At 38.8% G+C, this 19,981-nt stretch carries 17 protein-coding genes and 1 pseudogene; 13 read left to right on the top strand and 5 right to left on the bottom strand.

What is annotated here, in order from left to right:
* Positions 1-157: 157 nt before the first annotated feature.
* The gene (locus FXW07_RS18615) at positions 158-655 is read right to left on the bottom strand and encodes a hypothetical protein (protein WP_229397102.1); all 498 of its coding nucleotides are present in this window, start codon (positions 653-655) and stop codon (positions 158-160) included.
* A 710-nt stretch (positions 656-1,365) separates the two neighbouring features.
* Between FXW07_RS18615 and FXW07_RS18610 the strand changes: the two genes are divergently transcribed.
* The 9 genes from FXW07_RS18610 to FXW07_RS18570 all read left to right on the top strand — a co-directional run bounded on the left by FXW07_RS18610 (position 1,366) and on the right by FXW07_RS18570 (position 9,100).
* Positions 1,366-2,007 (top strand): HAD family hydrolase, encoded by a 642-nt coding sequence (locus FXW07_RS18610; RefSeq protein ID WP_229397101.1) that lies wholly within the window; start codon positions 1,366-1,368, stop codon positions 2,005-2,007.
* Between the two features lie 242 nt (positions 2,008-2,249).
* Positions 2,250-2,504 (top strand): hypothetical protein, encoded by a 255-nt coding sequence (locus FXW07_RS18605; RefSeq protein ID WP_229397100.1) that lies wholly within the window; start codon positions 2,250-2,252, stop codon positions 2,502-2,504.
* Entirely contained in the window at positions 2,497-2,664 is a 168-nt protein-coding gene (locus FXW07_RS18600; RefSeq protein WP_229397099.1) for a hypothetical protein, read from the top strand. The genes FXW07_RS18605 and FXW07_RS18600 overlap by 8 nt, the downstream gene beginning before the upstream one ends.
* Before the next feature lie 372 nt (positions 2,665-3,036).
* Entirely contained in the window at positions 3,037-3,459 is a 423-nt protein-coding gene (locus FXW07_RS18595; RefSeq protein ID WP_229397098.1) for a hypothetical protein, read from the top strand.
* 708 nt (positions 3,460-4,167) lie between these two features.
* On the top strand, positions 4,168-4,917 hold the full coding sequence (locus FXW07_RS18590) for an AzlC family ABC transporter permease (RefSeq protein ID WP_229397097.1): 750 nt from the start codon (positions 4,168-4,170) through the stop codon (positions 4,915-4,917).
* Positions 4,918-5,082: 165 nt separating this feature from the next.
* Positions 5,083-5,421, top strand: a complete 339-nt coding sequence (locus FXW07_RS18585) for a branched-chain amino acid transporter permease (RefSeq protein WP_048155201.1) — start codon at positions 5,083-5,085, stop codon at positions 5,419-5,421.
* A 218-nt stretch (positions 5,422-5,639) separates the two neighbouring features.
* On the top strand, positions 5,640-6,497 hold the full coding sequence (locus FXW07_RS18580) for a 4Fe-4S binding protein (RefSeq protein WP_229397096.1): 858 nt from the start codon (positions 5,640-5,642) through the stop codon (positions 6,495-6,497).
* Between the two features lie 933 nt (positions 6,498-7,430).
* Positions 7,431-8,315: a zinc metalloprotease HtpX gene (htpX, locus tag FXW07_RS18575; RefSeq protein WP_229397095.1), complete on the top strand. Its 885-nt coding sequence runs from the start codon at positions 7,431-7,433 to the stop codon at positions 8,313-8,315.
* Between the two features lie 185 nt (positions 8,316-8,500).
* Positions 8,501-9,100, top strand: a complete 600-nt coding sequence (locus FXW07_RS18570; RefSeq protein WP_229397094.1) for a hypothetical protein — start codon at positions 8,501-8,503, stop codon at positions 9,098-9,100.
* 43 nt (positions 9,101-9,143) lie between these two features.
* On the opposite strand, the gene FXW07_RS18565 is transcribed toward FXW07_RS18570, so the two are convergent.
* Together FXW07_RS18565 and FXW07_RS18560 are read right to left on the bottom strand one after the other, a co-directional pair.
* Complete coding sequence (locus tag FXW07_RS18565; protein WP_229397093.1) at positions 9,144-10,106, bottom strand: carbohydrate kinase; 963 nt, start codon at positions 10,104-10,106, stop codon at positions 9,144-9,146.
* 21 nt (positions 10,107-10,127) lie between these two features.
* Positions 10,128-10,634 (bottom strand): DUF1670 domain-containing protein, encoded by a 507-nt coding sequence (locus FXW07_RS18560; RefSeq protein ID WP_229397092.1) that lies wholly within the window; start codon positions 10,632-10,634, stop codon positions 10,128-10,130.
* 170 nt (positions 10,635-10,804) lie between these two features.
* Between FXW07_RS18560 and FXW07_RS18555 the strand changes: the two genes are divergently transcribed.
* The 3 genes and pseudogenes from FXW07_RS18555 to FXW07_RS18545 all read left to right on the top strand — a co-directional run bounded on the left by FXW07_RS18555 (position 10,805) and on the right by FXW07_RS18545 (position 15,527).
* Positions 10,805-12,388: a transglutaminase-like domain-containing protein gene (locus tag FXW07_RS18555; protein ID WP_229397091.1), complete on the top strand. Its 1,584-nt coding sequence runs from the start codon at positions 10,805-10,807 to the stop codon at positions 12,386-12,388.
* 1,271 nt (positions 12,389-13,659) lie between these two features.
* A pseudogene (locus FXW07_RS18550) lies at positions 13,660-14,607 on the top strand (ankyrin repeat domain-containing protein); the annotation flags it as partial.
* A gap of 404 nt (positions 14,608-15,011) precedes the next feature.
* Entirely contained in the window at positions 15,012-15,527 is a 516-nt protein-coding gene (locus tag FXW07_RS18545) for a hypothetical protein (RefSeq protein ID WP_229397090.1), read from the top strand.
* A gap of 442 nt (positions 15,528-15,969) precedes the next feature.
* Here the strand turns inward: FXW07_RS18545 and FXW07_RS18535 are convergent, their stop codons facing one another.
* Together FXW07_RS18535 and FXW07_RS18530 are read right to left on the bottom strand one after the other, a co-directional pair.
* Positions 15,970-16,179 (bottom strand): hypothetical protein, encoded by a 210-nt coding sequence (locus tag FXW07_RS18535; RefSeq protein ID WP_229397089.1) that lies wholly within the window; start codon positions 16,177-16,179, stop codon positions 15,970-15,972.
* A 320-nt stretch (positions 16,180-16,499) separates the two neighbouring features.
* Positions 16,500-17,051 (bottom strand): hypothetical protein, encoded by a 552-nt coding sequence (locus FXW07_RS18530; RefSeq protein ID WP_229397088.1) that lies wholly within the window; start codon positions 17,049-17,051, stop codon positions 16,500-16,502.
* A 390-nt stretch (positions 17,052-17,441) separates the two neighbouring features.
* On the opposite strand from FXW07_RS18530, the gene FXW07_RS18525 reads away from it, so the two are divergent.
* Entirely contained in the window at positions 17,442-19,475 is a 2,034-nt protein-coding gene (locus FXW07_RS18525; RefSeq protein ID WP_229397087.1) for a tetratricopeptide repeat protein, read from the top strand.
* Positions 19,476-19,981 lie beyond the last annotated feature (506 nt).

Here is a 19,981-nt window from a genome sequence, read left to right as displayed (position 1 = left end):
AGATGATTGGTGAGTTGTATTGATAAATTTTTCTAAGTATCTGAGAAATCTCCTGTTAGTCTTGCTATTTTGCACTGATTCTAAAGAGTAGAATCGATGCAAAGATCAGGATAAAGTATGGAGATATCCATTTTTTGATTCTATAACGCCAATTGCATTAACTTTCACTCTTGAAGCTAATTTGGCGACCCTGTTTTGTTTCACTGCTCGCGCTGGTTTCAGTGTTCGTGCTGGTTTCACTATTCGCGCTGTTTTCACTATTCGCGCTGGTATTAGCTTTGCTGGTTTCATTATTCTTGCTGGTTTCGAGAGCTTGGCTGGTTTCGAGAGCCTGACTGTTTTCGAGAGTCTGGCTTGTTCCATGTCCCTCTTGGCCTCCAAGGTCTAGTTGACCATCGGGGTAACCTTCATCATAACCGTGTATGTAACCTTCGTTATAGCTACTATTCTCACCTAAGCCACCTTTTACATCATAATATTTGCCATTGAAAGCAGTCTGATAGCTGTCTCGGTAGCCATCTTCGTAGCCATGCTGGTAGTCGGGAGACCTCATGCCCGACATTCTTACTCCTAGTATCAAAGTTAGTATGACAAAGACTGCCAGCAAAACTACACTCACTTTAATCCAGTTTCTATTATTCGATTCGTTTATCAATCAACTTTCCCTCGGCAGATTATTAATAATAGATATTCACACTTATTTATCTAAATAATATAAAGTAAATAATATTATGTAGTATTATTATATCAATTCCGGGCAAAATCTTTTAGGTTATATACAGAAGATTTACATGTGTTTAAAGGTCTTATAAAGAGCTAGTTTGTTTTGTGTTACTTCTTAATGTGTATATTTCTTTTGATTTTATTCTCTTAACCAGCTCTTATATCTGTTTAAATCTTATTTTTTAATATAAGTTATGACATAAAATCATACTGGTAATTTTGATCTGGAATTCCAGGACATCAGAACATTCACCAAAAGCTTCAAATTCTGGAATTAACTCATGAAATAGCTTAATTAATTCTAATTAAATTATCCTGTATATGAATTTTTATTTTTTTGTTTAATGGTTATGACGAAAGTACTTGTAGTAAGTGCCTTTAAGAATAATATCTACCCTACATTTTATGTCTTTAATTCTAAAAATATAAGGCATGCGAATGTAAGGAGTAAATAAAAAACCTTTGTTTTTGGGCGAAAAGATATTATGCCAGTACAGCAGGACTTTATGTTGATATTGCAGGATTCGATGTCACTCCTGAGGGATTTTATTCCACTCCGGCAGGATTTTATTCCACTCCGGCAGGATTTTATTCCACTCCGGCAGGATTCGATATCAACAGCAGGACTCAAGGCGGGAGAGTATGAAATATAGTACTGTTATTTTTGATTTTGATTACACATTAGCCGATGCAACGAGTGGTATTGTGTCAAGTTTCAACTATGCCTTCAGCAAGCTGGACATTCCCTGCTTTGACCGTGAAAGTATAAAAAGAACTGTCGGACTACCACTCGATAAAGCATTTATTCAGCTAACAAAGAACGAAAACGAAGTTTTGATAAATCAGTTTCTAAGCTTGTTTCGGGAAAAGGCTAACGAGGTAATGTCCAGAGATACAGTGCTGTATGCCGACACAGTAAATACTTTAGAACGATTAAAACGGAGTGGACTCAATACAGGTATTGTAACCACAAAATATCATTTTAGAATCGTTGAGACCTTAAACATGCATGGGGTCCTGGATTTAATAGATATTATTGTTGGAGGAGAAGATGTTAAAGTCCCCAAACCGTCCCCAGAAGGATTACTCCTTGCAATTAACAGCCTTAGTGAACAACTTGATAATGTGCTATATATTGGAGATAGTCTGATTGATGCTAAAACGGCCCTGGCAGCAAATGTTGATTTTGCGGCTGTGACAACAGGAACGACAATGGAAACTGAATTTTTACAATATCCATATGTAAAGATAGTGAAAAGCTTGTCCGAACTTTTTAATGAGTAAAGACTATTTCTTTTATTTTTGGATTTCAGCATATACTTAAAATAACGTAGTCCCAACATTCAGCTGCGGATACACTGCAGCCAGGAGAAGAAAAATGCAGAGTTTTGTATCAGGCGTACAAAAACTGGCTGAGAGTGTAGGTGCTCCAATTGAGGCCACAGAAGTGGCCCTGTAACCGTAATTGAAGCGCTAAGAACCATGAACCCGAAATTGTTTAATCCCTTTTGCCAGGCGAGGAGAAAATGAAGGACGTGATGTCTGGCATAGATGCGGTAGGTTATCAGGTCATGGAGAGGGCTGATCCCTCAAAAAACCGGGTGATAAGTAACCTTGTAAGGTTAGTAGACCCTACAGGCCTTCCTGGAATTACAGAAGTCTTTACTGGGGACGATCCGGACAGCGTCAATGAACATGCTAAAAAACTGGCATATTCTGCCTTTTGGGCAGTTGTGGGAAAAAAGCTTAACAATTGGAACAGGCCCTACCCCAGTGAATAAAATCATTTTGATGCTCAGGGATATAATAATTGCAGGTGCGGCAAAGCCAGGCTTTATTGTAGGTTTCAGTATCTCTATTGAGGACGCGACTGCCGCCTACAGGGAGTTTTCTCAGCGTGCAGAAGGCTATACGAAAGTGGTAATTGAATTTGAATATTAAAAAATTTAGCTTTAACTATTACAAATATAAGTTTGAAGTTAATAATTATGAACAGTGAGGTTTTTAAAACTCATTTTTCATTTTTCCGGGCTAATGAAAGTAAAATGTCTCTCAATATGGTTTTGAATGATCTTATGGGATCAAAGTTTCTAATAAATATGAAGTTCATGAGAAAGGCTCTGAGACAGTTTTTATCCATTCTCATAAATAATAAATACAATGGATTTTATTTGTATAATTGTATGAGCCAATCTGATAATGAATTTTAAATAACGCTTGTCTTTATGCTGATGAATCAATCTGAAACAAAGTGTTTGAAACGAACCGAGCAAAATAAATATATTATTGAAGTTACAACTTATTGATTATATTATGTCAGTTGAAAACCAAAATGAGATTGTTTGCCCAAATCCTGAATGTAAGTATTATCTCAGGATAGAAGGGAAAGCTATTATAAAACGAGGAAAGTATAAAACCGGCCATCAGCGGTACTACTGTAAGCACTGTGGAAAATTTTTTATGGATACAAAAGGTACCGCTGTTTATCGCAAGCATCTATCTGCAGATGAGATAAGACTGATATATCGTCTATTCCTTGAAAAAAACGGGATAAGAAGTATTGAACGAATAACAGGGCATCATAGGGATACAATAAGCCACTTGATAAAAGACACAGTAAAGAACCAGAAAACGGAAGAATACTTTGTCAAGCAGATCGGGCTTACAGCCAGTGAATGTGAAAAATTATGGGGACTTCTTGAAAAAAAAAGAGAAACTTCTCGAAATAAACTCTGAAAAAGCAGTCATATGTTTATTTTCCTGAGTATAGGCAGGCCGATGCGCAGTGTCCGAAAGTATATAGCCTTGCAAAAAGAAATATCCGACATTTATGGAAGCATTTAGGGCTTACCAAGTTTCTATACTGCATAATGTGAATACCTTAGAAGCTATCAACCGAGAATCATTTGTCCACTTGCCATAATGTCCGCAGACACATTACAGCCTGATTCTGTACCTTTTGGTTTAAGCATCAACCTGTTTTCGCTTATTCCACTTCACGATTCTTACGATGGTTCACTTTACGTTCTTCATAGTATTCTTATCCTGACCAATTATCAAAGCCAGGTTCTTGAGTTCTTGATATTGTCATGTGAACTTCACAAAAACGTTACCATTTGTGAATGTCACACTAAGATTACCTCAAATGGAAAAGGTAGCTTATAACGCAATTCATAGTATAGCTTCTTGTCGCACCTGCAGAATGTGGGATTCTAGTTATCAACAACATTTATCAACATTTGTCAACAGTTTATATTTATTTCATAAATACTCCGTTGCTTGCAGTGGAGTGCGTTAGTGCAAATTTGATTTCTAAATGCAAGCAGGCTGACGGTTCTTACTCCCGAAAGTAATTCTATGTTGACAAAAGATATATATGATAAATATAATTTCTGTATTTCATTTTTCAAAAGAAATTACAGCAGGCAGTAGAAGATAGATAGCATGGTCAGAAATGGGGAGTACAAAAGGGAAGCAGGCGAGCAAAATAAAGATCTTTTAACCATCGCTTTCAAAACCACAATTCCTGTGCTTCTTGGGTACATACCTCTTGGAATGGCTTTTGGGTTTCTGCTTGACGGTGCAGGATATCACTGGATCTATGCTTTTATTATGAGCCTTTTTGTCTATGCAGGTTCTGGCCAGTTTCTGGCAGTAGCTTTACTTTCTGCCGGCGCAGGACTAACTGAGTTTGCCATAGCCACATTGCTTCTGAATTTCAGGCATGCTTTCTACGGTTTGTCCCTGCTTGAGAAGTTTTCCGGTATCGGAAAGGTTAAACCTTACCTTATCTTTGCACTAACCGACGAGACATATGCTCTCCTGACCACAACAGATGTCCCGCAGGGCAGCTCAAAATCAAAGTTTTACTTTTATATTGCAGCCCTTGACCACCTCTACTGGATCACAGGTTCAGTTATGGGAGCTGCACTTGGTTCTGTACTGGATCTTAATCTTGAAGGCATGAGTTTCGTGCTGACCGCGCTATTTGTAGTGTTGACCATAGAGCAATATTTCAGTTCAGAGGCGCGTTTTCCCTTCATAGCCGCAGTTGGTGCAGGGGCCCTGTCTCTTATTCTGTTCAGCTCTGACAACATGTTGCTTGCTTCAATCATTCTTGGGACTCTGATTCTGATTGGCAGGGAAAAGTCAATGCAGAGAGCACAAAGAAAGCAGAAAACACAGGAAACATAGGAAACGGGAGAAAACACAGGAAACACAGGAAACACAGGAAACGGAGAAAACACAGAAAAAGGAGAAAACACAGAAAATGCAGGGAATTTCACAAATAAAGAAAGAAATTCTGTTGATTAATACATCCATACAGTCTGTTGAAGATAAAATAAAGGAGGAAAACTGATGCTGAGCGCTCTTCAAATGTTCATTACCATTGCAGTCATAGCGCTTGCAACCTTTGCAACCAGAGCTCTTCCATTTCTGTTTTTTGGCTCAAGGGAACCCCCTGAAATGCTTGCGGTTATTGAAAAAAACCTGCCTCCTATGATTCTCCTGCTGCTTGTTATCTACTGCTTAAAAGACGTTCAATGGCTTACAGCTCCTTACGGGATTCCGGAATTTGTCACCATAGGTGTCGTTGCCGGGCTGCATTTCTGGAAAAGAAATGCCATGCTCAGCATCTTTATAGGGACCGCGCTTTATATGGTACTCGTGCAGTTCAACGTTTTTTCATTTCTCTGAATTCGTCTCCTGTCTTTCATTGATCCAGTTCTCTTGCCTGTATCTGGTAAAAATCTCCGGTTTTCTCTGGTACAGGTATATTTCCAAATTATTCACATTTCAAGGTTCGATTAAAGCTGCAATCTTTTAAAGGCCGAAATCTATTAAAAAAGCCAACTGAAAAAAGACAAAAATATTTATATAGGTCAATAATAATGCTTTTGCATAAGTGACCTTATATGAATGATAACAAAATCGATGTGTCTTTACTAAAAAGTAAAGGATTTCTGCCTCAGAGGCAGGAAAACATGTTTTCAATGCGTCTGAAGGTCGTGAGTGGGAATCTGGATGTCGAAAAACTGCGGGCAATTGCAGATGCAGCCGAGAAGTATGGCTCTGGCTATGTTCACATAACCTCAAGGCAGCAGATTGAGGTTCCTTTTGTTAAACTTGAAGATGCGGAAGCAGCAAACAACGAACTTGAAAAGCAGGGTATTTTTGGAGGCTCTGCCGGAAAACGGGTAAGAGCCGTGGTTGCCTGCCAGGGAGATAGGGTCTGTAGAAACGGGTTAATTAACTGCGAAAGCATAGCTTGCAAGATCGATGAAAAATACTTTGGGGAGGCTGTCCCTAAAAAACTCAAGATTGCAGTAACAGGCTGCCCTTCAGCATGTGTAAGACCTCAGGAAAATGATTTTGGAGTCATGGGTACGGTAAGGCCTAAAACCGTCGAGGAAAATTGCGTCGGCTGCAAACGCTGTGAAAAGGCTTGTAAGGTGGGAGCAATAAAAGTCCAGGAAGATAAAGCTTCTATAGATACTGAAAAATGCATCCTCTGCGGGGCATGTATTGCAGCCTGCCGGAAAGATGCCCTGAGAGCAGAAAAAACCGGATGCACGATCTTCGTTGGAGGCAAGGCCGGACGCCAACCCATGCAGGGGATAAAGCTTCTTGAGCTTGCAGACGAAGAGCAGCTTTTCTCAGTCCTTGAAAAAACCTTTGAGTATTACAGGAGAGAAGGTCTTGATGGGGAGAGATTAGGAGAACTCATTGAAAGGCTCGGTATCGACAAGTATAAGGAAGAAGTCCTTTCCTGAGCTTTGTAGAAATTCGTAGTTTCAGCTTAAATGCGCTTACAATTTCTTTGTTTATTTTATACCATCACTTTTAATTTTATTTCTTTTATTGATCTTCATCTCTTCTTTTTCTTCTGGTTTCTTGTATCCTCTTCAAATTTTATGGGCAAGAGTAAATTTCATGTATTTGCTGAAAATTTAATAATTAAACCAGGTTTAAAAAACAACATCAAGTGATACATTCAACTTTTCAACTGGATTATAAAATTGTGCACATTTTTTGAGTTGGAAAATTCGACATTGAATTTGAAGATGATACAATTTGTTTTGTTTAGTGGTGTATTAATGATAAGCATATGATAAACATCAGATTTTTAATGATAGGCAGTAATTCTTGTCGAATCAAAAGAAGCTTTGAGCCTTTCCAGAAGGGGGAAAGGACTTTAATCTTTGAGGAAATATTTTATCCGATATATAGCTGGATTATTTCATATTCCCAAAGAGAAAAACAATCATGTTATGCCTTCGTAACTCTTCCCCAAATCTTACTAAATATTTTTCTTTTTGTGTGCAGCCCTCTTTGAGTTACAGGTCAATACCTGTAAGTACACTCAGTCAGACTTTGCTTCCATTTAACGGAAGCTATATTTATAAGTTTAATATCAGTATGTTTGATATTTCATATTTAATATTTGTAAGCTTAATATCAGTATATTTAATATTTGCAGGTTTAATATTTTATTTAACATGGGTTTGATTATAATTTAAACTCAGACTTAATAATCATTTAAAACGCGCTTAACTTTAACCGCATATAACTATAATCGCACTTTACTTTAGTTGAAATTCTCTGCAACAGCACTTTACTTAAGGATTAATCGATTGAAATCGTGCATACGCGCAATTAACAATCAGAGATTTCTACATATAAATCATACTCAGGAGCAGTAATCAATGAAACGAAAGTGGGAACGGGATTTGGGACTTCAGGGACGGATGATTTTCACGATGTTTCTTCTGGCAGCAGTTTACTTTTTTTTCCTGTTGTTTCTTTCGTACAACGGGACTCCGCCAGTGTTTATGATGCTTTTTGTAGGTTCTTTCATGGCTATCCAGTACTTTTACTCGGATAAACTGGTGCTGTGGTCAACAGGCGCGCAAATTGTTTCTGAAAGCGAGGCCCCACAATTACATGGAATAATTACGCGTCTCTGCGCAATAGCTGACCTTCCTAAACCTAAGGTGGCAATTGTCAGGACTCAGGTTCCAAATGCTTTTGCAACAGGCCGGAACCAGAACAACGCTGTTGTTGCAGTTACAACAGGAATTCTGGACAAACTATCTCCAGCCGAACTCGAGGCCGTGCTTGCTCACGAACTTACCCATGTCAAGAACAGGGATATGGCTATCATGACAATTGCCAGTTTTATCTCAACGCTGGCTTTTTACTTTGTCCGTTACAGCCTCTACTTTGGAGATATGGGAGGAGACAGGAGAAAAGAAGGCGGAGGCATTTTGCTTGTCTGGCTAGTTTCACTTGCAGTCTGGGCTGTTAGTTTCCTACTTATTCGAGCCCTTTCCCGCTACAGGGAATATGCCGCAGACAGGGGCGCAGCCATTATTACCGGACAGCCGTCGGACCTTGCATCGGCCCTGATGAAGATCAGTGGAGTCATGTCCAGAGTCCCGAGTGAAGACCTCAGGTCAGTAGAGGGGATGAATGCCTTTTTTATCATCCCTGCAATCTCAGGTTCTTCCATAATGGACATTTTTTCCACTCACCCGTCTGTGGAAAAAAGAATAGCCAAACTTGAAAAGATGCAGCAGGATCTGGGCTAACCTTGTGTACTGGCAAAATCCCGGTTACAGGACTAATCCCGGTTACAGGACTAATCCCGGTTACAGGACTAATCCCATTTACAGGACTAATCCCATTTACAGGACGAATCCAGGTCATAAAAATTAGTTAATAGAAACAAATTCATAGAACAAATTAAGAACATGACTTAAAAAGGAGAAACTAAATGGGTCTTCGCGATTTAGTGAATTCCGTTCTAGGGAAGAGTGCGCTTCCGAAAGCAAAAAGTGAGAAACTATTTGCAATGTCTACAGCCAGTATTACTCTGGAAAGCAATCTTGGCCTGAAGCCTTCAGGATCGGCAGGGATCTGCTTTAAACCAATAGGGGCTTCAGCGTACGAATCTGCGCGAAAGGAAATTCAGGAGCTTCTGGAGTATAGTTCAAAGGAAACAGAAACCGAGTTCAGGCTGGAAAAAGACGAGTTCAATTTCCTGTGGGCTATTTTTAAAGACCCGGAGTTAGAAGATCTTGTTGCAAACATTCACCTTGTAAGTGAAACTCTTGAAGAACACGGCTTTGGCGGGCAGCTTCTATGTGCCATTTACAGGTTTGACAGCGAACCCGAAGCCGGAAAATCCAGCCGCGGAGAAACTGTTTACTGGATCTACAATTTTAAGCAGGGAACTTATTATCCCTTTATCCCGCTTTCCGGCAAGCAAAGAGACAGCCCCTTTGAATTCAGGTTAAGGGCAGAAATGGAAAGGGAAATGCCTATCGAAGAAAATGTAGAAAAGTGGTACCCTCTCTGGGGAATTCCATTCTAAAAGACTGCGGTGCCGATAAGTTCAACCCGTTTTTTGATCAAGTTCAGTTTTTGATCAAGCTCAGCTTTAATCCTTGAGCTTTGAGCTCTTCCATAAGCTCTTTTGAATAATCAGGTACTGCACCAGCTTTTGATGCAACATATGTTCCAAGGAGGCAGGCGATTGATGCGGCTTTTGAAACTCCGTACCCTGAGATGCAGGTGTAAAGAAAACCTGCGGAAAAGGCGTCTCCGGCTCCGACGGTATCTACAACCTCGATAGGAGTGGTTTCTACCTCCTCATAAATGCCTTTGTGATAAACCGCAGCTCCTTTAGGCCCCCTTGAGATGCAGACCACGGAAATTTCAGGATATTTTTCGGTAACCAGGCGGCAGAAAGCTTTGTAAGAAGTAAGAGGCTTACAGGTGTTGGCAGTGCCAGAAAGCAGGCAGGAAATAGTGGCGACTTCTTCCTCATTCAGCTTTAAAATAGTTGTGTGTTCCAGCGAAGACAGTATCCATTCTTTTTCGTAATTCCCTGTCCTCAGGTTTACATCGTAGAAGAAATATTTTGTTTTTATTTCCGAAAACAGCCTTTGAAGAGTTTTTCGGTTTTCTTCCGACCTCTGGGCAAGGGTTCCAAAGCAGAAGACATCCCATTCTTCCCCGGAAAGATCCCTGAACTCTTTTTCTCCAAGTGTAATTGCATCCCAGGCAACGCCTTTGTTAATCGTGAAAACCGGAATTCCTTCAGCCTGGAGTTCAACAGTAACCGTCCCTGTCGGCCTTTTTTTATCAATTACGATGTAAGAGGTATCAATCCCCATTGCTTCAGCTCTGGCAAGCAGGCTGTTTCCAAGCTCATCCCTTCCGACTGCAGTAATTACAGCCGATTTTGCTCCTAATTTTGCAAGGTGGGCTGCGAGGTTCAGCGGAGCTCCTCCAAGGTGGGCTGAACCCTTTATAATATCAAAAAGAGCTTCTCCGAATGTAAGGGCTTTAATTGGCTTTAGATGATCCTTTTTCACTCTTTCACTCCTTTATACCACTTATATTAGTTCGTCCCAAAACTTGATTCTCTGAAATGTGGTTAAAGAAACTTGCCAAAAAGAAGAACCAATATCTTTGACCACTCTTTTCAGAGGAACATAAAGTTTCTTTTCTCGGAAATGCTTTAAGTCCCTTTTATAGTGCTGTAACTGCGTTTTAAAAGTTTTACAAGATCTTTGATTGTTAAAAACATGCTGATTTCTAGTCTCTTGAGTGATTCGTAGCAATATGCGTTGTCTGTATGCTGAGAAACCAAATTTTTCGTGGACATCCGTGTCTTCAGGAGTATCTAATGTTAGGATAACCTCTACATGCTTTGAACCAAGAAGTGATTTTCCAGGACCTTCTTCATCAGAGATGGAAAGATAAAGAATTTGACCATTACAAATTCCAGAATTATTATTCTGAAAGAAACTTTTACTAATAATAATTATTGTATCTGCAATTATATGAGCGAAGTTGAAACCATTTATTAAACGAAGACAAAATATTTGCTCCTTAGTCATCCCACTCTTTGTAACATATATGTCGTTTATATGAGCCACCAATGATACATTTAGATCATGGGGGCATATGAACCAATAGGAGAAACTTTCAAATAACTACACTTACATAATATTTTTTTAAAGTTGAGCTGGGTTTACAGTATAATTTCTGTTTTCAGGGGGGTGTACTTTTGATTGATGCTGACATTTCACATACAATCGCCAGGCTAGCCAAGCTAGCAATATTACTTGTTGTTTTGTATGGAGCTGTTCACAGGCTCAGGTTCAATTATACTGCTCCGGCAATAATAATTATTGCTCTCTGTGGGGTAGGGGCTGTTATTGTGGATTTTGATGGAGACAAATTAAATACACCCAGTGAGATTCAGCATGATACCAGTATATTCGCATCTGATTCGGATTCTGACGGAATTTCGGATGGATATGAGGTCAACACACTCCATACTGATCCTGCAAACGGCGATACTGATTCCGATAAAATCTCGGACTTTGACGAGGTAAACAAGTATAAAACCAATCCGTTAAGCGAGAATTCTGACGGAGACTTATACGGAGATTATCAGGAGATCTTTGAGTTCGGTACAGACCCCAATTCCAGGACGGTGTCAAAGATAATAGTCAAAACTTCTCCTGTGAATGGTGATATATTCATAGATGGAGAATTTCAGGGTAATGGGCAGATATCAATAGAGTTGAAGCCTGATGCATACAAAGTGCAATACGGTAATGTAAATAATTATCATTCTCCTCAGTCTCAGTTAGTGACCTTAAAATTTGGACAACAAATGAATATTGTTGGGGATTATGAGTCTTACTCTCCTTCAAAACTGGCGATTTCAAGTGCAGTATCCGATATGTCTGGTGTGAGTCCGGCAGTATACAGTTATTATATAAATAACAAAAAGAAGCTTTTCCAGGTGACTATTGCTAACAACGGGGAATCATCTGCAGAAAATGTTATTCTGTCTACTCGCATTGAAGGTGGAGATTGGATCTCATCATCAATCAATGAGATCTCTCCGAATAAAGTATCGAAAATCGGGGTAACCCCGAGCATACCCGAAGAGTTATTTGAAAAAGCCGGCAAAGAATCAACGAAAAATCTGTATTTGAAACTCGAATACAGTTCATCAGGAACAAAACAGCCTTTTGTGGAAAGCACTATTCCCCTCAAGGTATATGGTAAAAATGCGCTTCCATTAGCAGATACTGCCAGGTTGGCATCTTCAGATGCAGGTATCTCATCAAAATCGTTTTATTCGTATTACATCGATCCACATGACTCAAATGTGAGGAGTATTGCAGCAAATGCAACAAAGGGCACTGATGACGATCTAGAAAAAGCCAAACTAATTTTTGATGCGCTTGGCCAACACGGAGTATATTATGTTTCCGATCCCCATGACCCATTGGGGACTGGTATAGATTATATCCAGACTCCATCCGAAACTTTATCTCTGAAAGGTGGAGATTGCGACGATCTGGCTGTACTTTATGCGTCTGCACTTGAGTCTGTAGGTGTGAATACGGCACTGATCCATATCCCTGGTCATGTGTTTGTTGCATTTAAAGTGGATGGGATATGGAATTTAATTGAAACAACGATGATTAAAGCCCCTGAGAGTACTGACGACGATGAAATCTCATATTTTGATCAGGCGACATCCTCTGGATATGATACGTATACAGAAAATGCAAATTCAGCACTAATCGTGATGACTGAAGAAGCCTGGGAACAGGGAATTACGTCGTAAACGGTCTATAGAATTATGTTATCTTACGAAAGTCGTGAAAAGGTTGTGGGGAGGCATGAGGAGGAAAGGGATTACAACTGACATTAAAGTCTTCATTTCCCTCTTGTGCTTTTGATAATTCCGGTAACATTTTTGCTGTTGTTTTTCACCAGACCGACTGAGAATAACAACAGTTAAAAAAATTTTATAAATATCTAAACCACAAGCTTTGTTTATGACTTCAATCCCACATGCTTTGTCTATGAGCTCGTCCCAAAACCAATATTATTTCCACATCAGTAAGAGGTTCAGGATTATTTTTCAGAATCATAAGCTCTATTGATAATCCAGAATACAATATTCAGAGAATCAATTTTGAGTTTTGGGATAGGCTCTATGACTTCAATAATCAAATAATATCACCCAATTTATTTGGCAGTGAAATTGCCTGAAAGCCAGTTTAGCATACGTGATCAAAGTCACACATGAGCCTTCGATGGCAATTCACTGATTAGTTTATGGACGGTTTTGAAAATCCAAAATTAGGACAACCTTACTGCCCAAGGTAATGAGAGCTTAATAGTCAAAAAAGAGGGGAGAATACTTTCGTTTAGTTGTGCCTGTTATTCGAAGAATTTAATGTGTGTTTATGACCCAAATGTACGAACTTGGAGTAGTTTTGAGACAGCCTGAAAATGGGAATTTTGATCCTAACTTGAACGCGAAAACACCTAAAATTCCTCATCTGCTGCACATACAGGTAAAGAATTCAGGAGTTATGCGTTCAATTCACAGATTTAGGAGGCTTTTCTATTTTTGTCTGTTCGCTTAGACATATGATACATACGATGAACTTCTATTTAATACTTTTCTTTATGTTTGTCATATTTGATGTTATTATATTAAAAACTTGTATTACTACTATAGATCAACGTCCAGGAAAAATATCTTAACTTTTAAGGTACCTGAGAAATATGGAAATATGAATTGAATTTATGTGCTTAAAAAGCGGAAGTTAGATATGAAATGTGAGTTTAAAAAATTCTAGATAGATTTGGTAAATTCCAACAAAAGATCACCTATGTTACTTTAGGCTTCTGTGGACTCAAATCCAAAATTTACTGATTTTTACATTTACATTCATCAATGAATTTTGGTATTGAGTCATTCTGAGTGATAAAACTTATATTTTCTCTGAGTTATAATTATATTTTATATGAGCAATAAAAATTGTATTTTTAATTCCATGCTTCAATCAAAAACGTCAGAATAGCTACAATCAGGTAAATACAAAACATTCGATATTTAAGGAGAAAACAGTGATGGACTTTATATCCAATTTATTTGGAAAAGATAAAAACCAAAATCTTTTCGAGGCTTCTAAGTTAGGGCAGGTAGAAAATGTAGAGAAACTTTTGAAAAGCGATAAAGTTGACATTAACTCGCAGGACACATATGGTAAAACTGCTTTAAATTATGCGGTGAATAAAGGATACAGAGACGTTGTACAATCGCTTATTAAAGGCGGTGCCGATCTTAATATTCAGGATGAAAACGGGGATACCGCCTTAACTTCTGCGGCAAAGATCGAACGTGGGGATATTGTTGAGCAGCTCATTAAAAGCGGTGCAGACCTTAATATCCAGGACGGAAACTATGAGACTGCTTTGAAGTTTGCGGTAAAAGTAGGATACAAGAGCATTGTTGATATTCTTCTTGAAGGTGGAGCCGATCCTGATATTCAGGGCAGGAACGGTGAAACGGCTTTGATTTCTGCTGCATCCAGGGGACAAAAGGATATTGTTGAGTTGCTCCTAAAAGGTGGGGCAGACGTTAATCTTCAAGACGAAAATCTTAACACTGCTTTGAATGCTGCAGCAAAGATTGGACATAAAAGTATTGTTGCGTTACTTGTTAGCGCCGATGCTGATCTTAATCTTCAGGATAAAAACGGAAATACAGCTTTGACTTATGCAGCAGATAGAGGGTACAGGGACATTGTAGACTTGTTTATTGAAAGTGGTGCCAGTATCGATGTTCAAGAAGAAAATGGGTTTACCGCTTTGATGCTCTCAGCACAGGCGGGGCATAGGGACATTGTAGAGTTGCTGATCAAAAGTGGTGCTGACCTTAATATTCAGGACGAAAATGGCAATACTGCTCTGGATATTGCGGCAGAAATGGAGTTTACCGAGATTGTTGATTTGCTCCTTCAAAGTGACGCGAATTTAAAGTCGTGATTTGTTCAGAAGGATTAACTTAATAACATTTTCAGGAGAAATACAAAAAACGCACATGAAATTCTTCTAATCACAGGCACAAAGAAATGAAAGTACTTGGAAGAACTTTCATGCCAAATAACCTGCAATAGAATAAAATGCTTATCAAAAATCATTGGGTCGTCCAGTGTTATATGGGTGATATTGTCATGGTTAAGTATTCATTATGACAAATACTTGCGTTTTTGTGCAAGGAACGCAAGTCAGCTCCAGTTGACTGAGGATCGGAGCAAAAGGGCCTAAAAACGATTTTACTAGCATTTTGGGAATAATATCAACCAGAGCATAAAGGATGACCAAAATCAGTGTAATTTTGATTACAGTAACGAAAACAGAGAAAGCCCTCGTATAATTGATATACCATCGTGACAATCCTTACTGCTATGAATGACAGTGAACCCGAAAATTCAGCTTCGCCTTCTCACTTAACTGACCGTGCAGCCCGCGAAAAGGCCCTTGCCGGAAATCTCACTCCTACTTACGAATCAGTTTCGTTTTCAAGTCCGGTCCTTGACCAGTTCAGGGGAATTATGCCTGATTTCAATAAACGCCTCTCACCTAACAGGGATCTTAGACTCTCTTCTTCTGATCACCTCCGCTTGAGTCCGGAAACTCTTCCGAGGCTTGTTTCCAGCTCCTTTACCGGAATAAAATCTACTGGTCTTTTGGAGTCCATGCCCGAAAGCCCGAGGCTGCCTGCAGGAAAAGGGCTTGAGATTTTCCCTGACTTGCCTGGAAGAATGCTGACAGAATCAAGGACAAGCTCTCTGACGCTTAGTGCAGACCTTCCTATGGCTCCTCTTGCAAGCAGGCTTTTAATGCTCAGACAGACAGATGGGCTGAATGAAATCAAAAGAATAGAGAATAAAAACAAGGACTGAAAAGATAGGGGAAAATATATTTTCTCTTTTTTATTTGAACAATCCTTAGTTATTTGTTGGGTAGGTCAGGAGGATTACTCCTCTTTTCTCCCCAGGAACTTTACTTGAAAGTTTCCCTTCATGCGGCTTGAGTGTTTTCAAACCCTTTCTGTATCAGGCATCAGTAATTTGCATAACTGATTTTGTGATTCTGGATATAGTCCACTAACATTGTTGTCTGTAAGCTTCTCACCTATTTGGTGTCTTTGAGTATCTTACATTCGTGAGTTTCTCATCGATCAATTTGTCAACTTCAAGCTCTTGGAAAACCCCAGCAATGAGACCAAGGTGACCTAAGAAGCTTGGACTTTTTATTGAGGATTCAACTCTTCTACTATTGTTTTTATCTGCCGTGGAAGATTAAGAAAATATATATGAAAATCAATTATGTTAACTTATATGTTTACCTGCCGAAGCTAGTGCATTGATTCCAAAGTATGTCAGGAATGAATTTTTTGAAAACCAATGAAAGCACAGAAAACACGGAAATCAGTAGTAAAGGCGTGTTTCTTCCTTGCTTTCCGTGTTTTCCGTGGTTGTAATATCCAGATCGAATCACTATGCGACAGGCTGCGTTTTCCATGGCTGCGTTTTCCGTGTTACAAAATTTCATGTGACTTTAAAATAATATTTGTGCCATAAACTGTAGTTATTTTCTTATTATATATATTCGATAATCGGTATACTAGTGTCATGGCAACTTAGTTATGATACTTCAATACATAGACAATGCTTCATCTTTAGTCCCGTTCTTAATTATAATGATCCATAACTAAATTGCTTAGACATTAGGTTATATGTTTGTCATCTTAATACAATTTTTATTGTTAGGGTTGTTCTTTTATTAGACATATACAAATAGAGTCGCAGGATAACGTAAAATTACTCATCTTATAAAGGAAAGTTTAATGGTTGTGAAATCCGATCTAAAATTCATTTCTCCTCTTCCCCATGCACCAGAGATGCAAAATAAGCTTCTTCAATGTAGTTGCATAATTCAAGAATTCGTGTTTGATGAGTTTCTTCCAGTTTGCGGAATGGATCATCATATACAGCATCCAGCATTTTGCCAGTGTTTTCCAGATATCCAAGGGATTTTTCATCTTTTACTTTATTCTTCAGGACTTCCACAGTTACCTTGACAGCAAAAGCGTCATCGTTTATGCACTGGTTCCTGAGCTCATTAAGGGTTCGTGAAAGATCAAGGGCAGCAAGTCCTCCGTCTCTTCCTCTTCCAGTATTCTGAGCTTCTATCCTCATCAATTCGATTTTTGCCTCGGCCATTTTAGCTTCATTTTCTATCTGCTGGTACCCGGCTTTCTCTTCGATTTTCATTTTTTTGAGTTTGTGGAGAAGTTCAAGGCCCTGATTTGCTTCTTCCATATCGGATTTGAATTCCGTAGTATCTGCATCTCCTGTGCTTTCAATATTTCTTCCACCTATAATGATGGAATCCTTTATGGTAATTGATCTTGAAGGTCTCATGCCTTTTTGTTATATTTGTACCTATTTAACTTATGTTATTACATTTTGGAAAAATAATTTAAAAATTTAGATATGTTGAAATAATAAAAATGTTTAGAAGTCTATGCTTATTAGTGAATATCAAAATAGTTTCTGGATTTATCTCAAATAAGGACATTTACTCGCTTTTGGGAAATGTGCTGGGTAAAAAGACAAAAAAGTCATGAAAATCTACCCCACCTGGGTATGCTACTGAGTGGAGCGGACTGGGTGCTCACTAACTATAATTAGGAAGTTACATTCTGATAAAAAGTTTAAGTTCAAATATATTTCTTGAATTTTTTCCACAAAAGCAAAAATTTGATAAATACTTCACTTGTATTATTCTCTCTGACCCGGAGCTGAATATTTATGTCTTTCCATCCCATCACAATAACCCGTACTATATATGATCCTGCCCTCAAAAATTTCGTTTTTGATTCTCCTGAAGAGAAGGTGATGCCTAATGTCAGGCAGTGGATTGAGAAGGAAAATCCTGTTATTTACTGGTACATTCTTCGTGTAGACAACCCTTCCGAACTCCTGTTTGATCAGTGGGCTGTTGAACTTTACACTCATCAAGTTCTTTCCATTACAGATGCTTACATTGATGGCATTGACCGCCGTTTTGAAATGAGAAAACGTGAACGTGACCCCTGGAGCGATAAATATGTCCTTTCAATTCCCAGACAGCTGGGAATTCCCATTGTTGGAAAAGGGATTCGCCGTATTTTCTTCAAAGTTGACATAAACTGCTGTGAAAGTCTGATGCACGAATATGGCATTTCTGGCAAGTTCATTGCAGAAGGTATTGAGGCTATCAATATCCGGGAAAAAATGTTTCGTTATTCTTGCAAAGTCGGAGAGTTTCGTCAGATCTTCGATAATAACCCTTATGAGGCTTCCATCTATGCCGAAAAACGCCTCTCGGCCCGTTATTCTTCAAATTCCATCCAGGTCTTTACCAACAGTTTCCGGATGATACACGAGCTTTACAAATGCTGTCATTCCGGTGATATTGTAAAGGACGACCTTTTTTACAAGCTCAATTCACTGTATTCCAATTTCGAAAAGATTCCCGAAATTGCCGATAAACGTATCAATCCTCTTCTAAATGATGGCATCAAAGTGCTTACTCTTCTTGATGAAGGCAACATGAGCGAATTCAAGTCGCGATACCTCCGGCTCTGTGACTCTCTTGTGGAGCAGTTGCATATCGAAGTTGTGGGTACTGATTTGAAAGCTAATGAGGCGAGTTCCCCTGCCCAGGACCTTTCGCCCAAACGGAATACGGGAAGTATGAAAGAGGATTCAAAATCAGACGATGGGCAGCTGAGATGTCCTGTCTGCAAGAATCTGATTGATTCCTCCAACCGTTCTTTGTTATGTAGGAAATGTGGAGCACATTTTTGCCAGATCTGTGAGAGCTGGTTCCGGGAAGAAAGAGAACGTGGGAAGAAGCCACTCTGTGAAAAGTGTTTTACATCTGAGCAGGAGAAGCTGAGAGAACAGAGCGAAGAAGAGGAAAATAAGGAAAAGGAAAACTCAGGAATAGATGAATCTGAAAAAATAGAAAACTTCACAGAGGAAGCGATTCAACACTTCGAGAAAGGGCTGGCATTTTATAAATTAGGCAGATATGAAGAGGCAATAATAGCTTATGAAAAAGCTCTGGAGATCGACCATAAACATATCGATTCTTGGAATAACAAAGGTATTGCTCTTTATTGCTTGGGCAGATATGAGGAAGCACTACAAGCTTATGATCAATCCCTGAAGATAGACTCGAAATCTATCTGTGCATGGAATAATAAGGGTATTACCCTTTATGATTTGGGTAGGTATGAAGAGGCAATAATAGCTTACGATCACTCCCTAGAGATAGACTCGAAATCTACCTATGCATGGAGTAACAAAGGTAATGCTCTTAATAAGTTGGGTAGATATGAAGAGGCAATAAAAGCTTGTGACACAGCCATATCGATAGACTCAAAATGTGACGATGCATGGAACGGAAAAGGGATTGCCCTTAAAAAATTGGGTAGATATGAAGAGGCAATAATAGCTTATGATAAAGCCATTGAGACAGGCCCGAAATATATCCATGCATGGAATAACAAAGGTATTACTCTTTATTGCTTGGGCAGATATGAAGAGGCAATAATAACTTATAAAAAAGCTCTGGAGATCAACCCCAAATATGTACCTGCATGGAATAGAAAAGGGAATGCCCTTAATGATTTGGGCAGATATGAAGAGGCACTACAAGCTTATGAAAAAGCCCTAGAAATCGACCCGAAATATGTCTATGCATGGCATAATAAAGGTATTGCCCTTGAAAATTTGGGCAGGCATGAAGAGGCGTCTGCTTGTTATAAAAGGGCTGAAGAATTGAAGAATAAATGAAGAAGAAAGATTTAAGATTTTTTAAAAGAAGAAATTATGGCTTATAGAGTGAAACCTTGATTTAGGGAGTAACGGCAAGAGTAATAGGAATAGATGTTTTTATCCGGTATCAACCATTTATATAATTATTTAAATTAACTTGCTGTTTTTGGATTCCTAAAATTCATTTATCTTTCTTCCCATGTACCAGAAATGCAAAATAAGCTTTATTGGTCATCGATCAAGGAATTTTCTTTCCTGAAAGCTGTCGATTTTGCATTAGAAGCCGACCTTAAATTTTTGTCTGTTTACAGTATCTCCGAATCACTGCTCTAATTTTTCCAGAAACTCCTAATTTAGCCAAATTATTTATCCTTTTTGTATATACATATTATATACTATGAAGCAAGTTGAGTTGGAACTCCAAAACCATCTTGAAATTGATAACATTGAAGGATTCCTAATTCGTAAAGTAACCAAATTCGGGAACGGTGCAAAGGTCGACTGTCCCAAGGAGTATCTTGGAC

The organism is Methanosarcina sp. DH1 (assembly GCF_020804205.1).
GTDB lineage: Archaea > Halobacteriota > Methanosarcinia > Methanosarcinales > Methanosarcinaceae > Methanosarcina > Methanosarcina vacuolata.
The sequence above is the reverse complement of the archived record's forward strand: the minus strand, read 5'-3'. Positions and strand labels throughout refer to the sequence as shown.

Coding starts and splice junctions, on each gene's coding strand:
- FXW07_RS18560 (WP_229397092.1), bottom strand. CDS start 10,634: ATGACTAAGGAGCAAATATTTTGTCTTCGTTTAATAAATGGTTTCAAC.
- FXW07_RS18605 (WP_229397100.1), top strand. CDS start 2,250: ATGAAGGACGTGATGTCTGGCATAGATGCGGTAGGTTATCAGGTCATG.
- FXW07_RS18610 (WP_229397101.1), top strand. CDS start 1,366: ATGAAATATAGTACTGTTATTTTTGATTTTGATTACACATTAGCCGAT.
- FXW07_RS18570 (WP_229397094.1), top strand. CDS start 8,501: ATGGGTCTTCGCGATTTAGTGAATTCCGTTCTAGGGAAGAGTGCGCTT.
- FXW07_RS18530 (WP_229397088.1), bottom strand. CDS start 17,051: ATGAGACCTTCAAGATCAATTACCATAAAGGATTCCATCATTATAGGT.
- FXW07_RS18585 (WP_048155201.1), top strand. CDS start 5,083: ATGCTGAGCGCTCTTCAAATGTTCATTACCATTGCAGTCATAGCGCTT.
- FXW07_RS18595 (WP_229397098.1), top strand. CDS start 3,037: ATGTCAGTTGAAAACCAAAATGAGATTGTTTGCCCAAATCCTGAATGT.
- FXW07_RS18590 (WP_229397097.1), top strand. CDS start 4,168: ATGGTCAGAAATGGGGAGTACAAAAGGGAAGCAGGCGAGCAAAATAAA.
- FXW07_RS18535 (WP_229397089.1), bottom strand. CDS start 16,179: ATGAAATTTTGTAACACGGAAAACGCAGCCATGGAAAACGCAGCCTGT.
- htpX (WP_229397095.1), top strand. CDS start 7,431: ATGAAACGAAAGTGGGAACGGGATTTGGGACTTCAGGGACGGATGATT.
- FXW07_RS18580 (WP_229397096.1), top strand. CDS start 5,640: ATGAATGATAACAAAATCGATGTGTCTTTACTAAAAAGTAAAGGATTT.
- FXW07_RS18525 (WP_229397087.1), top strand. CDS start 17,442: ATGTCTTTCCATCCCATCACAATAACCCGTACTATATATGATCCTGCC.